The sequence below is a fragment of the Bosea sp. 124 genome (genome assembly GCF_003046175.1).
In the GTDB taxonomy this organism is placed as follows: Bacteria; Pseudomonadota; Alphaproteobacteria; order Rhizobiales; family Beijerinckiaceae; genus Allobosea.
In genome coordinates, this window is sequence record NZ_PZZM01000001.1 from 4,602,000 (window position 1) to 4,616,558 (window position 14,559).

Consider the following 14,559-nt stretch of genomic DNA (forward strand, 5'->3'; position numbering starts at 1 on the left):
CATGTACACCGACCTGGACATGATCATGTAGACCATGTCCAGGTCGTTGTTCACGAACAGCAGTCAGTAAAAAACGACCCCTTCTCAGGCCCTGATCCGCCGCAGGAAGGGGAAGTCGATCTCGTCGATGTGCCTCTTCAGCAGCGGCATGTCATCCTGGAGCATCAGATAGTGCTCCTCTGAGATGTCGCCCGGCTTGTGGCCGGTGATCGCGTTGATCGTCGCCTTCGGCACCCCCGTCGTATAGGCGGCGTGCTCGAACGTCTTCCTGAGCGAGTGCACCGTCAGCCTGCGATTGGTGCCAAGCGCCGCGTCGATCTCGCGGTTCAGTCTCATGCTGATCGCACTGCTCCAACTCTCGGCCGAGGCCCGGTACTTCAACTCGGTGAACAGCCGGTCCGGTGAGCGCTGAACCAGATCGAGGACGCCCAGGTCGAGCAGATCGCGGTGGAGCGGGATGTACCGCTTGTTGTGCGCGTTCTTCACCTTCGCCTCGTTCAAGTCGATCACATCAATGCCGTCCCGGCGCACAAACCATGCCGCACGAAGCTGGGCCATCTCTTCGAGCCGGGCACCGGTCAGAAGCAGCAGCCGGGGAAGCCACAGGACCGCGCCGTCATCGCGCTCGGTCCTGCCGAAGAACCGGGCAAGCTGGTCATGATCGAAGCGGGAGTAGCTGCGGCGTGCCGCGACGATGGCGGCACGATCTGGCCCTAGGCCCCGGAACGCGTTGCTGCTGATCATCCCGGCCGCGACCGCCGCGTTACAGATCGTCGAGAGGCAGGTCACGGTCTTCTTAGTCGTCGCAACCGAGCCTACCTTCAGCCCGCGCACGAACTTCTCCGCGTCCTGCCGGGTGATGGTGTTGACGGCGAGGTCCCCGGCCGAGGCCACGAAGCGCGTGATGGCCTTCTCCATATCGAGCCTAGACCTTCGGCGGGGCACCGCTCCCTTCCGTTCCTGGCGGCGTGGCAGATAGACCTCCTGATAGACACGTCGCAGTGTCATGCCATCCGGCGTCGAGGTGGTCGGGCTAACTTGCTTCGAGCCAGACTGCTTCTGGCCGGTGACCGGTACGATGATCCGGCTCTCCCGATAGGCGGCAGGATCGAACTGCCAAAGTGGGACCGTCCCCGAGCGAACGGCTGCGATCATCTCCCCGACATCCGCCGCAGCGCGCAGAGCCCGACTTCGTGCGACCAGAGGATCACGGGTCTTGAGGGAGAAGGTCACCGTCCGTCGTGCGCCACCAACATCAGCAGCTACCAGGGCCTGGAACACGTCGGCGGGAAGCTGGAGCCGAAAACCAAAGACGCCGCCTCGCGTCCCTTGGCGAGAGAACGGCACCAGCCCCAAACGCGGCATCCTCGATCCTGACCTCGCTCAACTTCTTCGACCCTATTGCTGGGCCGATCTGCTCCAAATCGAGGAGAACGCTACTTCGAATCGAGGATAGCACAATCAAAAGAACGGCTTGCCGAAGCCCCACAATCCAGCATGGTGGCCTCCAGCCGGGCTCGCCATTCTCTTCATCGAGGAATTCCCTTCGCGGGGCCTCGTTCGGACCGGCCCGGTGCCGGTCATTCTCGCCTTCGGCCGTTTTCCGTTCTGGTCATCGGGCCGGTGCTCTAGATCGACATCAGCGCGACGAGGATCGGCCCCCAGGCGGTCAGCAGGATGTTGCCGATGGCATAGGGCACCGTGTAGCCCAAGGCCGGAATGCTGCTCTGGGCCTCGTCCTGGATGGCCCTGAGCGCGGCCGTGATGGTGCCGGCGCCGGCGCAGGCGCCGAGGACGATGAGCGGGTCCATCTTCAGGACGTAGCGCCCGAAGAGAATGCCCACGGTGTGGGGCAGCAGCGACGAGACGAGACCGACGGCGACCAGGCTGAGCCCGGTCGTCTTCAGGCCCGAGACGAAGCTCGGCCCGGCACCGAGCCCGACGATGCCGATGAACATGCAAAGCCCGACCGTATCGAAGATCCAGATCGCCGGCTCGGGAATGCGCCCGAAAAAGGGGTAGACCGATCGCAGCCAGCCGAAGACGAGCCCCATGAAAAGCGCACCACCGCTGGCTGTCAAAGTCAGCGGGACGCCCCAGACGACCACGGACAGCAGGCCGAACAATCCGCCGAGAAAAATCCCCAGCCCGACGAAGATCATGTCGGTCGCCGAGGTGCGGCGGTCCGGATAACCGAGGATGGCTGCGGCCCGTTCGACCTCGGGCAACGGGCCGACCAGCGACATGACGTCGCCGCGATTGATGCGCGTCGTGGCGACAACCGGCATGGTTATGCCCGAGCGCATCAGCTTGGAGAGAAAGACGCCGCGTGCGAACTCGCCCTCGGCCAGTTCCGCCAGCGATGTCCCGTCGATGCCACGGCCCGTCACGATAACGTCGAGCGCTTCGAGCGGGATGTCGAGGAGCTCGGGATCGCTGACTTCGGGGCCGATCACGTCGCCGCGGGCGGCGTGAATTTCATATCGTGCCATGACGGCGACGATGTCACCCAGCTGTATCCTGCGATCGGATGCGTGATCGAACAGGGCCGCGCCGCTGCGAAAGCGCAGAACGAAGGCACGGGCGGCCCGCGGAGCGGCTTCGATCTCGGCGATCGTCTTATTCGTCAGAGCAGGATTTTCCACCCGATAGGCCCGAACATCGAATAGTCGGGCGGCCGATGTGACCCCCTCGACGTCGCCGGCCGGACCGGCCTTCTCCGACCGCTGCGCCGCGATCTCGCGCAGGTTGATGCCCATGAGCCTGGGGCCGACCTTCGGCAGGAACCAGACCAGGGCCGCCGTCCCGACCAGATAGGTAACGGCATAGGCGACGGGGATGTTGTTGACGAGCGCGGTCCGCTCGGCCTGCGGAAGATCGAGCCGCTGGATCGCTTCGCCCGCCGTGCCGATGACCGTCGATTCGGAAAACGCTCCGGCCAGCAGCCCGGCCGCCGTGCCGATGTCGAAATTCAGCAGCTTTGAGAAGCCGAGGGCCATCAGCAGGCACGTGACGCACAGCACGACCGTCAGCGCCATTTGCGGAAGAGCGTCCCGCTTCAGCGCACGGAAGAATTGCGGGCCGACCTTGTAGCCGGTCGTGAACAGGAAGAGGTCGAAGAAGACCGTCTTCACGATGGCAGGCACCTTGATGTCGAGCTGGCCGACCAGGACACCGGCCAGCAGGCAACCAACGACGACGCCGAGGCTGAAGCTCCCGAATTTCAGCTTCCCGATCAGAAAGCCGAGAGCGACCGTCAGGAAGATGGCGAGCTCCGGATTGTTGCGGAGGGCTTCGACGACGTAATTCATGGGTCGCCTCGGCGAGGAAAGAGAACCCCGGGCCGGGCTGATCCCCGACCCTGCAAATGCCTGTGGCAGCTCCGCCGCCGATCGGCCTCGTCAAGCCGCCTGTTCGCCTGCAACCAGGGCTATCGCTTCTGGGACAGCGCCAGCTTGTACGCTTCGAATTCCTGGCGGTAGCCGCGCGCCACGGCCCGCGTAGCGCGGCCGATCTGGCTGTAAACCTCATCGTCGAGATTGGCGAAGGACACGCGGACCGACCAGTCCGGCGCGGAGAAGCCACCGCCGTTGAGCAGGACGATGCCGTGGTCCTCGGCGAGCCGGAAGACGATGTCGAGCGGGTGAATGTGCTCCTTCATATAGGCCACGACCTCCGGGCCGACATATTTGTTCGCCCAGAACTCGAAATCGACGAGCCCGTAGTAGCGATCGTGGAGAGGATTGTCGGGCACATCGATGCCGAGCCCCTCGACCATCCGATCGGCTCTCGCCCTGACGATCGACATGCAGGTCTTCTGGTAGAGCTTGGCCTCGTCCATCATCTCGGACAACGAGAACAGCGACATCATCACCTGCTGCGGCAGCGACAGCCCGGCTGTGTGATTGAGCGCGATGTCGCGGCTGTCGGCGACGATGCGGTCGATCAGCTTCAGTTCGCGCGGCTTCAGCGTGATCGGGCCATATCGCTTGTCGAGCGCCGCCAGGGTCTTCTCCGGGTGGTTCGCGATCGCCTTGTCGAGGATGTTGTCGCGGTGGATGGCGATGACGCCGAGCCGCCAGCCGGTGCAGCCGAAGTATTTCGAGTAGGAGTAGACCCCGATCGTGTTGTGCGGGAGCGCGCCAAGCAGGCCGCGGAAACCCTTGACGAAGGTGCCGTAGACATCGTCGGTGAGCAGCAGCAGATCGGGGCGCTTGGTCTGGACGAGCTTGACGATCTTGGCGATCGTTTCGTCGCTGAGCGCCACCGCATAAGGATTGCCCGGGTTGACGACGAAGAAGGCCTTGACCTTGGGGTCTTCGAGCTTCTTCAGCTCCTCGTCGGTGAACTGGAAGCGGTTCTCCTGCGGCGCCGCGACCGTGATCACGTTGAGGCCGTAATCCTCGAGATGCGGCATTTCGAGATAGGGCGTGAAAATCGGCGTGGCGAGCGCGATCGTGTCGCCGGCGTTCAGCAGCCGATTGGCCTTCAGCGATTTGAAAATATAGCACATCGCCGCCGTTCCGCCCTCGACGGCATAGAGATCGAACTGGCCGGACGGGCGCGGCTCCCCGGACATCGCCCACATCAGATATTCGTGGACGATGCGCTCATTGTGCACGAGCATGCGGTCGGGCACGGGGTAGTTGTCGCCGATGATCGAGTCGACGAGCTCGTGCACGAAGGCATCGGGCTTGAACTCGAATTTCTTGACGGCGAAGGCGACCATGTCTCGCAGGAAAGTCGCACCGGGGGAATCCTTGTGCCCGGCGAGCCAGTCCTCAAGTCGCGCGGCGATGCCGTCGGGCTTGGGCATGCCACCGATTCCCGCCGGCTTGTTCATCACGCGCCGACTTTCCGTGATCGCGAACTGACCGAGCAGGAAGAATCCTTCGCGCGGCGTCATCGCGACCCAGTTCGGGTTGCCGCGCCCGGCATTGAGAAGCGCGATGGAGGATGTCTGGGCCGTCTGCTTGGCAAGCCGGATGAGCTCGTCCTTGATCTCGAAGGGGCTGAGCTTTTCGAAGTTCCTCAAAGTAACGACATCCATGGCGCTTCCCCATATTCATGATTGTCTGGGAGTTCGTCTGCTTCTCTTCGCCTTCAGGTCAGCAATATGATGATCACCATGCCCCAGATCGTCAGAAGCGTGTTTCCGACGGCATAGGTCACGGTGTAGCCGAGGGCCGGGACCTGGCTGCCGGCGGTTTCACAGATCATGCCGAGGGCTGCCGTCGTCGTGCGTGCGCCGGCACAGCAACCGAGCAGAATGGCGGGATCGAACCGGAAGATGTACTTGCCGGCGAACATCGCCAGGATCAGCGGGATCGTCGTCGCCAGAGCGCCCCAGAGGAACAGCCCGACGCCCTGCGTCTGCAGCCCCTTGACGAAACCCGGGCCTGCGGAAATTCCGACCACGGCGATGAAGATGTTCAGGCCGACCGAGTTCATGAACCAGACGGTCGAGCTCGGAATGCGGCCGAAGACCGGGCGCACGGAACGAAGCCAGCCGAAGATCAGGCCTGAGATCAGCGCGCCACCTGCGGTGGAGAGCGTCAGTGGGACGCCGCCGACCTTGAAGACAATGGCACCGATCAGCGCGCCGAGCGTGATGGCGGCACCGATGAAGGCGACATCGGCGACGTCGCTCGGGCGGTCGGCGTGCCCGATGACCTTGGCGACGGCGGCGATGTCCTGGGTCCGGCCGACGACGGTGAGGATGTCGCCGCGCTGGATCACCGTATCACGCAGGATGGGCATGCTGACGGCGGTCGCGCCGCGAACGATCTTCCGGAGAAAAACGCCCCGCGCCGCGGGCATCTGCGAGAGTTCGGCGAGGGTCTTGCCGTCGGCGTCCTTGCTGGTGACGTAGACGTCGACGCCTTCGGCCTTCACATCGAGAAGCTCCGGGTCCTCGACCTCGTCGGCGTTCTGCCCGATCAGGTTGACGAGTACCTCGCGCGGCCCCGCGACGGCGATGATGTCGCCCTCCTGCAGGATCGTGTCGGTTGTGGCATCCTCGATGATGCCATTGCGCCGGACGCGCTCGACGAAGACACGTGCATCCGGCACGAGCGCTTCGGCATCCGCTGCGCGCATGCCGATGACCTTGGCGCCGCTCCGCACCCGGAAGGCGCGCAACTCGAAGCGGCGCCAGACCGAGCCGGGCCCGCCGAGTTCCTTGCCGCCACCAAGCCTCGCTTCGTAGTCCTTGCAGGCCTGGACGAGATCAATGCCCAGCAGTTTTGGCCCCAGCAGGGCCAGGACGATGGCGGAGCCGACCGTGCCGAAGATGTAGGTCACCGCATAGGCGACCGGCATGGCGTCGAGATATTCCTTGGTCTGTTCCGGCGAGAGGCCGAGGCGATTGATCGCATCGGTCGCCAGACCCATCGAGGCCGAGATCGTCTGCGAACCGGCATAGAGGCCTGCCGCATATCCCGGATGATAGCCGGCGAACTTCGCGATCATGACGGGGATCGCGAGGCAGAACACGGTCACGACGACTGCGAACACCGCCTGGGGAGCGCCGTCCTTGGCGATGCCGCGAACGAATTGCGGACCGACCCCGTAGCCGACCGCGAACAGGAACATCAGGAAGAATGTCGACTTGACGTGAGGCGAGATCGTAATACCGAGCTGGCCGATGACAACCGCGGCAATCAGCGTCGAGGTCACCGCGCCCAGGCTGAAGCCTTTATACCCGAAACCTCCGACATAATACCCAATCGCCAGGGACAGGAAGAGCGCAATCTCGGGATAGCTGCGAAGCGTACTCGCGAACCAGTCGAACATGGGGATCTCCTGATCTGACGATGCTGTCTTGTTCGCCGAGGCAGCAGCTATGCCGCCCGCGATTTCTTTCGCGATGGCTCATGATGACTGGTCTTCTTGCTTGCGAGCGCATCGGCCTTGAGCAATTTCAGGCCCCTGGCCTTCTCGTAGCCGTGGATCTCCTTCACATCGAGCTTGCGCATGAAGGTGATTGTCTCGAGCGTGATGACCTGGCCCGGCACCATGATCGGGAATCCGGGTGGATAGGGGATTACGAAATTGGCCGAGACCATCTCCGGCCCGTCCTTGAGCCGGCGGTCGCATTCCGGGCCGTGGATGGGCAGATACTCGCACTGCTCTTCGGAATAGGCGGCGAAGAAGGCGGTGCGGATGTCGCCCTCGGGGGTCGTGTCGCCGGCGTCCTGCCGGAACGCTTCATGGAAGTGGCTGAAGTTCGGCAGGTCCGGAACGTCCTTCATCAGGCTCTTGACGCGCGCGTCGAACGCCTGCTGCTCCGCGTCTCCGCCCTGCTTGAGACGGGTTTCGATGCTCTGGCTGATCTTCAGCAGGACGCTGATCAGCAAGGCGACGTCGCTGCGCGTGTTGTTGATGTTCGATTGCAGCAGGACCGAATTTCGCGAGGTCTTGTTGACCTGGACATTGTATTCGGAGGCGAGCAGCCCCTTGAAGGCGGTGCCGTCGAAGGCGGCAGTGCCGCAGACCAGCGTCATGCGGGTCGGGTCCAGACAGAACTCGTCCTCACGCATGCTGCGCAACTGATCGTCCCACCGCGTTCCGGGCGCCAGGAAATCGACGAAGCCGCTGGTGCGGTATGCCTTGGGCACCATGCCGTCGGCACCGACGATGCTGAAATATTTCGAGATCAGCGGGTGGGCGTTGATCTCCCGGCGGATATCGAGGGCGATTTCGATGGCGTTCATCACCAGCCCGTAGCCCTCGAGCTCCATTTGCCGTCGGGCGACATCGAGGCTGGCGATGAGCTGCTGGTTGGGGCTGGTCGATGCGTGGGTGAAGACCGCTTCGTGGAATTGGGCCTCGACCTTGTGGAAGTCGACATCCCGCACCAACACCATCGAACCCTGCCGGATCGCCGACATCGATTTATGGGTCGAGTTGGTTTGGTAGACGCGCAGCCGGATGGCACGCGGATCGGGGACAAGGCGCGTGTCCAGCAGCGTCTCGAGGGTGGGATTGGCGCCCAGTTCCTTGCGCTGCCGCTCGTGCTGGGCGAGGGCGCCGGGCTCCTGCGTCCAGGCTTCGATGTCGGCCGCCGCGCCCATTCCGGTCCGGGGCCTGAGGAAGGGCGACCAGCGCGCGAAGCCGAACCAGGCTTCGTCCCACAGGAAGATGAGGTCCGGCTTGATCGCCAGGCATTCTTCCATCACGCGGCGCGTGTTGTAGATGTGCCCGTCGAAGGTGCAGTTGGTCAGGTCGACCATCTTGACCCGGTCGAGCCGGCCTTCGGCCCTGAGATCCAGCAGCGCCTTCTTGATGGTGCGCAGCGGGACCGCGCCGTACATCGAGAATTCCGTCATCGGGAAAGCCTCGACGTAGAAGGGCTGGGCGCCGTTGAGCACGAGCCCGTAATGGTGCGATTTGTGGCAGTTCCGGTCGAGAATGACGATGTCGCCAGGCGCGATCAGCGCCTGCAGCACCATCTTGTTTGAGGTGCTGGTTCCGTTGGTAACGAAGAAGACGTGGTCCGCGCCGAAGGCGCGCGCCGCCATATCCTGGGCGCGTTTGATGTTGCCGGTCGGCTCGAGCAGGCTGTCGAGCCCACCCGTCGTGGCACTGCTCTCCGCCAGGAAGAGGTTGATGCCGTAGAACTGCCCCATGTCGCGTATCCAGGGCGAGCGGAACACCGATTTGCCACGCGCGATGGGAAGTGCGTGGAACGTTGCGATCGGCCGCTGGGCATAGAGCTTCAGGTTGTTGAAGAACGGCGTCTCGTAGCGGGCGTTGATACCCTCGAGCACCGAGAGGTGAAGCTCGAGCGGCTCCTCGATCTGGTACATCACCCGCCGGATCATCGCGGCCCGCGGATCGCCGGCGAGCTTCTCGACGCGCCGGTCGGACAGCAGGTAGATGTCGAGTTCCGGCCGGATCGATTTCAATCCAGCCGCAAGGCGAAGCGCCAGATCCGCCTCGTCCGCCTTGTCGAGCAGGGGTTGTTGCGTGGCGAGCACGCTGCGCAGCAGCGGCGCATCATGGCGGGACTTCAGCGCGAACCCCTCGTAGATGGCGACCGCGGCGATGTCGGGATTGAGTATGGCGGCGCAGACGGCATCCTCCAGGCTGCCGACCAGCACCGCCTCGTAAATGAAGGCGTCCTCGGCGCGCCGCAGGCGGCGGAACTCGGCGGCCATATGCGGCCAGCGCCCGGCCGGCGCAGGCGTTACGGCCAGCAACTCGAAGTAGGGGCGATGCGCCGCCGCCTCTCCGATCGAGGACGGAATGACGTCCGCCGATTCCGGCAGCGACAGATCGAGCGCCTGCCATTCCTTGGCGTCGTGCTTGTGGTTGCCGGTGATGATCGCGAGCGAAATCCGCTTGGCGAGGGACAGGAAGCTGTTCGCATCGTCGTTCTGCAGCCGATCCCGCAAGGCGGCTATCAGCTCATGGCCGGGGAAGGCGTAGAACTCCTCGATCGCGCCGAGTTCCTGGAGTGCAGCCTCGACCACGCCGCGGTTCTGGTCTCCCTTGACCCAGGAGCGCGCGACCGCGTGAAGGTCGCGCCAGCGATCGGTGCGGCCGGAGGGCGCCGAGAAGAAGTGATCGATGGAGCGCGATTCCTGAGGGGACGACGACATCTCGAATCCTTCCCTGCGCTGGCATGGGCCACCATCAGTGCTCATCGGGATCGCGCCGCGTCGCGCATCGCCACGCGACCTAACGTTCTCCGCAGACAAACTCAGCACACTGGGAGGGGCCGGCGTATTGTCCTTAGGGACAGGTTATCGGCCGTGAGAATTCGCTAGTATTGGGGTGCAGCAAAGGAAATCGATTGAGGTTTTGGCTCTACGCGCCCGCTTGGGCGTACGCCGTTGCCGCGAGTCGGCTCTTAGTATTGTACGTTATAGTACAATACAGGAACGGAATTAGGCTTTGGAGGTCCCGTCATGACGCGGAAGACAGCGGCCACGATAGCGACCCTCGTGGTCGCAGGCCTGATCTGGATGTTCTCTGGCATCCAGCCGAGCTACGCCTGCACCAAGACCAACGGGTGCGTCATGGATATTTTCCGAGACGACTACGACATGAAGCGCGATGGCCGAATGGATGCCGCCATGGCTGCCGGCCGCGCCAATGTCGAGGCCTTTCGTGCAGCGCGTGCGGCGGAACAGGCGCGCGTCAGCCGAGGTGCCACCAAAAAATAGGTCTGTTCGGATCAGCGCCCGGAGCGCGAAGCCTGTTCGTCGGCTTCGGCGCGGACCCGGCGTTTCCGGCTTCAGGAGCGCTCCTGGTCTCGGGACGCTCGCTCGTGGGAGAAAGCCATGCATCTGCGGATCGTGCTGGCCTGCGTCATCACCGGTGGTCTGGCTTCCCAGCCGCTGGCGCAGACGCCGCCGCCTCAATCCCAACCGCCGGCCGGCGCGTCGGCCGGACAGGGCGAGCAGCTCGCGAGCGCCGCGCAGCTCGATGCGCTCGTCGCGCCGATCGCCCTCTATTCCGACACGCTGCTCGCGCAAGTCCTGATGGCCTCGACCTATCCGCTGGAGGTGGTTCAGGCGGACAGATGGATCGCCGACAACAAGAAGCTCAAGGGCGATCAGCTCAGGATCGCGGCCGAGCAGCAGTCCTGGGATGTCAGCGTGAAGTCGCTGGTTGCCACACCCTCGGTGCTCGAGATGATGAGCAAGAATCTCGACTGGACGCAGAAGCTCGGCGACGCCGTACTCGCCCAGCAGCCCGATGTGATGGACGGAATCCAGCGCATGAGGACGCGGGCCTACGACGCCAAGAAGCTGTCCTCCGGCACCCAGCAGACGGTCTCGGTCCGCCAGGAGAGCGGGAAGCAGACGATCGTGATCGAACCTGCGATGCCCGACACTGTCTATGTGCCGTATTACGATCCCGCAGTCGTCTACGGTTCCTGGCCGTATCCGGCCTATCCACCCTATTACTTCCCGGCGTCGGGTTATGTCGCTGCTGGCGTGGTTGCGACCGGCATCGCGTTCGGCACAGCCTATGCGCTGGGTCGCTGGGCCGGGGGCGGGAACTATTGGGGCGGAAACGTCAACTGGAACAACAATAACATCAATATCGACCGCAACCGTGTGACGCATTGGGAGCACAATCCCCAGCATCGCCATGGCGTCCAGTACCGCAACAATTCGGTCCAGCAGAAATTCGCGAACAACAGCCTTCGCGCCGGCAGCGAAGGCCGGATGGATTTCCGCGGGCGTAGCGGCGATCAGGTGCTTCAGCCGCGCGGCGATCGCGACGGACCGGGTGCGGGCGCCCGCCCCGAGCAACGACCCGGAGACCGAGCGAACGCAGCCGGCAGGCCAGATCGCGGACCGGGTGATCGCGCTGGCGCCGCCAACCGGCCGGATCGACCCGGCGGCGATCGCGCACGGCCAGGCGGTGACGGCGGGCGCGGCTCGGGCCCGCCGCGGGCTGCAAACCAGCCGAGGCGTCCCGATGGCGGGGGCAACCGCGCCGGGCCGGCGCGCGACGGCGCCTTCGGCAACATGCAGCCGGGCCGGGCCGCCAACCTTCAGTCGCAGCGTGGGCATGCCAGCATGGCCCGTGCACCAGGCGGCGGCGGGCGGGCCATGCCGTCGGGAGGCGGCGGCATGCGCGGGGGCGGCGCGCAGATGTCGCGCGGCGGATATGGCGGCGGTGGTGGACGCGGCGGCGGTGGCGGAGGGCGCGGCGGTGGTGGTGGCGGCGGTGGACGCCGATCCGACATCCAGCTCAAGAACCACGTCATCCTGCTTGGGCGCATGGATAACGGGCTCGGCTTCTACCGCTTCGCATATAACGGCTCCAAGACGACCTATGTCGGTGTGATCGCGCAGGAGGTGCAGGGCGTCGCGCCCTGGGCGGTGCGCCGCGGGGCGGATGGCTATCTGCGGGTCGATTACCACCAGCTCGGCGTGCCGTTCCAGAGCTTCGACCAATGGACGTCCGAGGGCGCCAGGGTGCCCGCGGGACGCGGCTGGCACTGAGAGGGATCTGGCGGCCTTTTCACAGATGGGGATGCAGTTCCATGATCATCACATGGCCAGCGACGGGTCTGCTTGTGCGATGGCTTTGCGGCGGCGCCATCGGGGTTCTCGTGGTCGCGACGGATGCGAGCGCACAACAGCCGTTCAAGACGCCGGTCGAGGCTGCCACGGCACTCGGCGAGGCGGCGCGCACTGCCGATTTCAAGCGGCTCTACACCATTCTCGGCATGGCCGGGCGCGAGATCCTCTCGTCGGGTGACAAGGTCGCCGATGCGGCGGACCGCCAGCGCTTCGTCTCTGCCTATGACGAGCGCCACTCGGTCAGCGAGACGGGCGATACGGCGACCCTGCTGATCGGGCGGGACGACTTCCCGTTTCCGATTCCGATCGTGCGCAACGGCGAGCGCTGGACATTCGACGTCGCGGCTGGCCGCAAGGAGATCATCGCCCGGCGGATTGGGCGCAACGAACTCGATGCGCTGCAGGCCAGTCTCGCCTTCTTCGATGCACAGCAGGACTACGCTTCGAAGGACCGCACCGGCCAGGGGGCGGGCGCCTTCGCGCAGAAGATCATCAGCGGAGCCGGTGCGAGGGACGGCCTGTACTGGGACAATGCAGCGGGCGAAGAGCAGAGCCCGCTGGGTGCGTTCGCGGCGGAGGCCGCTGCCGACGGCTACAAGGCTGATGGGACGCGCAGGCCGTTTCACGGCTACTACTTCAAGATCCTGAAACGCCAGGGGCCCGCAGCCCCCGGCGGCGCGATCGACTATGTCGCCGGCGGCAAGATGATCGGAGGATTCGCGGTTCTGGCCTATCCGGCGGACTATGGCAGGTCCGGGGTGATGAGCTTCATGCTCAATCATGCCGGAACGGTCTACCAGAAGGATCTCGGCCCCGGCACGAGCCGCGTCGCGTCACGTATGCGAAGCTTCGACCCGGACAGGAGCTGGGAGACGGTGACACCGCAACGACAGTAGCAAGGCAAGGTTCGAGGCTTTGGCAACGATCGATCGCCCGTTAGCGCTTGCCCAGCGGGAGGGCGAACATGGCCATCCCGGCGGCGGATGGACCCTGCGGTTGCACCTCGCAGAGGAGGGCGTGCGCCAGGTTCTTCGACAGATGCAGGCCGCAGGCGGGAAGCGACCAGGCGCAAGAGCCATTCGGTCGATCTTCTACGATACCGATGGCGGCAAGCTGCAGCGCAAGGGTTATCGGCTCTCGATCCGCTCACAGGGGCGAAGGCGGTTCCAGCACATCGAGACGGCGAGGCCGGGTTCCCTCTGGCGGGACGCCGGCCGGTGGAGCGCCGAGATTGAGGACGGCGCGCCGAGCAGAGGCTCCATTCAGGGCACGCCGCTCGAGGACCTTCTCGGCGACAAGGCCCTCGGAAAGCTGAGGCGGGTCTTCAGTGTCGATCTCCGTCGCCGCAACTGCATCTTCGAGCGCGACGGGGCCAGAATCCTGGCGTTGCTGGATACGGGCACGATCATGGCGGGCGAGGCGAGCGAGGTCATCGCCGAACTGCGGCTGCGGCTGCTCGACGGACCGACCGGCGCACTCTCTGCTTTCGCGCGCGAACTGGGCGCGTCGATGCACGCGAGCCTCACCCTGCGCTCGCATGGCGAACGGGGCTGGCGCCTCTTGCAGGGGCAACGGGGCAGCGCCGACGCCGACCATCATGGCGATATCCGGCAAGGCATGACGACGATGGAAGCGATCGAGAGCATCTGCCGACGCGGCGCGGCCGCTTTGCTCGACGATCTCGCATTGCTGCAGGACGGCGCCGGCCACCACGCCTTGCACGAGACGCGCATCGACCTCCGGCGCCTGCGTGCGATCCTGTCGTTCTGCAAACCCGTTCTCGGCCTGGAAGGGGAGGGCCTGCCCGAGCGTTTGCGCGAGCTGGCCACGTTCCTCGGCGGCGCGCGCGAGCTCGACGTCTTCTGCGACCGCGTGCTCGGGCCGTTGCGGCAGGACGCCCCCGATGCGCCGGGCCTGGATGCTTTCGCCGAGGCCGTCGAGCGACGGCGCGGCCAGGCCCATGACGAGGTTGCCGCCTATGTCCGCTCGCCCGCGATGCTGGAATTCGGCCTGGGCCTCGTCGAATGGCTCGGTGGTCTGACGACTTCGGAACCATCCTCGGCGAAGCAGGCGCGCCTGCGCGACCGCCCGATGTCCGCGTTCGTGAACGCTCGCCTGCAACGGCGGCTCGATTCCTTTCTCAAGCTGAGCCGGGATTTGCGGAACGCGACCCCGGACAGGCAGCACGACATCCGGATCCGGGCCAAGAAACTGCGCTATGCCGTCGAGGCCTTCCATCCCGGCCTCGATGTCAAATCCGGCGGCAAGCTCCTGGCGAAGCTGCGGCTCGTTCAGGATCTGTTGGGCGACCTGAACGACTGTCGCGCCGGCCGGGTGCTGGCGCTCACCTATGTGCGTGGCGGCGAAGCGAATGGCGCGGCATCGGATTTCGCGGCGGGCTTCGCGGCTGGGGTCGGCACGCTGGACCCGTCCGAAGCGCTGGCCAGAGCAGCGGCGGTCTGCGACGAACTTGCCTCACTTGCGCGACGGAGACCGGGCAAGACCTGAA

9 protein-coding genes are annotated in these 14,559 nt (G+C 64.9%); 4 read left to right on the top strand and 5 right to left on the bottom strand.

The genetic code is table 11. From position 1 onward, the window contains the following. Window positions 1–84: 84 nt before the first annotated feature. From C8D03_RS21820 to C8D03_RS21840, 5 genes are all read right to left on the bottom strand, one after another. Complete coding sequence (locus tag C8D03_RS21820) at window positions 85–1,365, bottom strand: DUF6538 domain-containing protein (protein ID WP_108049629.1); 1,281 nt, start codon at window positions 1,363–1,365, stop codon at window positions 85–87. A gap of 263 nt (window positions 1,366–1,628) precedes the next feature. After that, entirely contained in the window at window positions 1,629–3,311 is a 1,683-nt protein-coding gene (gene aspT / locus C8D03_RS21825; protein WP_108049631.1) for an aspartate-alanine antiporter, read from the bottom strand. A gap of 119 nt (window positions 3,312–3,430) precedes the next feature. Further along, window positions 3,431–5,050 (bottom strand): bifunctional aspartate transaminase/aspartate 4-decarboxylase, encoded by a 1,620-nt coding sequence (locus C8D03_RS21830; protein ID WP_108049633.1) that lies wholly within the window; start codon window positions 5,048–5,050, stop codon window positions 3,431–3,433. A 53-nt stretch (window positions 5,051–5,103) separates the two neighbouring features. Continuing rightward, window positions 5,104–6,795, bottom strand: a complete 1,692-nt coding sequence (aspT, locus tag C8D03_RS21835) for an aspartate-alanine antiporter (protein ID WP_108049636.1) — start codon at window positions 6,793–6,795, stop codon at window positions 5,104–5,106. Window positions 6,796–6,842: 47 nt separating this feature from the next. Continuing rightward, complete coding sequence (locus C8D03_RS21840) at window positions 6,843–9,605, bottom strand: aminotransferase class I/II-fold pyridoxal phosphate-dependent enzyme (RefSeq protein ID WP_181301163.1); 2,763 nt, start codon at window positions 9,603–9,605, stop codon at window positions 6,843–6,845. A gap of 309 nt (window positions 9,606–9,914) precedes the next feature. On the opposite strand from C8D03_RS21840, the gene C8D03_RS21845 reads away from it, so the two are divergent. The 4 genes from C8D03_RS21845 to C8D03_RS21860 all read left to right on the top strand — a co-directional run bounded on the left by C8D03_RS21845 (window position 9,915) and on the right by C8D03_RS21860 (window position 14,558). Continuing rightward, on the top strand, window positions 9,915–10,172 hold the full coding sequence (locus tag C8D03_RS21845) for a hypothetical protein (RefSeq protein ID WP_108049640.1): 258 nt from the start codon (window positions 9,915–9,917) through the stop codon (window positions 10,170–10,172). Between the two features lie 117 nt (window positions 10,173–10,289). Continuing rightward, entirely contained in the window at window positions 10,290–11,969 is a 1,680-nt protein-coding gene (locus C8D03_RS21850) for a DUF3300 domain-containing protein (RefSeq protein WP_108049642.1), read from the top strand. A gap of 41 nt (window positions 11,970–12,010) precedes the next feature. Beyond that, window positions 12,011–12,946, top strand: coding sequence for a DUF2950 domain-containing protein (locus C8D03_RS21855; RefSeq protein ID WP_108049644.1), 936 nt, complete (start codon window positions 12,011–12,013; stop codon window positions 12,944–12,946). 19 nt (window positions 12,947–12,965) lie between these two features. Continuing rightward, window positions 12,966–14,558: a CHAD domain-containing protein gene (locus C8D03_RS21860; RefSeq protein ID WP_146170260.1), complete on the top strand. Its 1,593-nt coding sequence runs from the start codon at window positions 12,966–12,968 to the stop codon at window positions 14,556–14,558. The last annotated feature ends 1 nt before the right edge of the window (window position 14,559 follow it).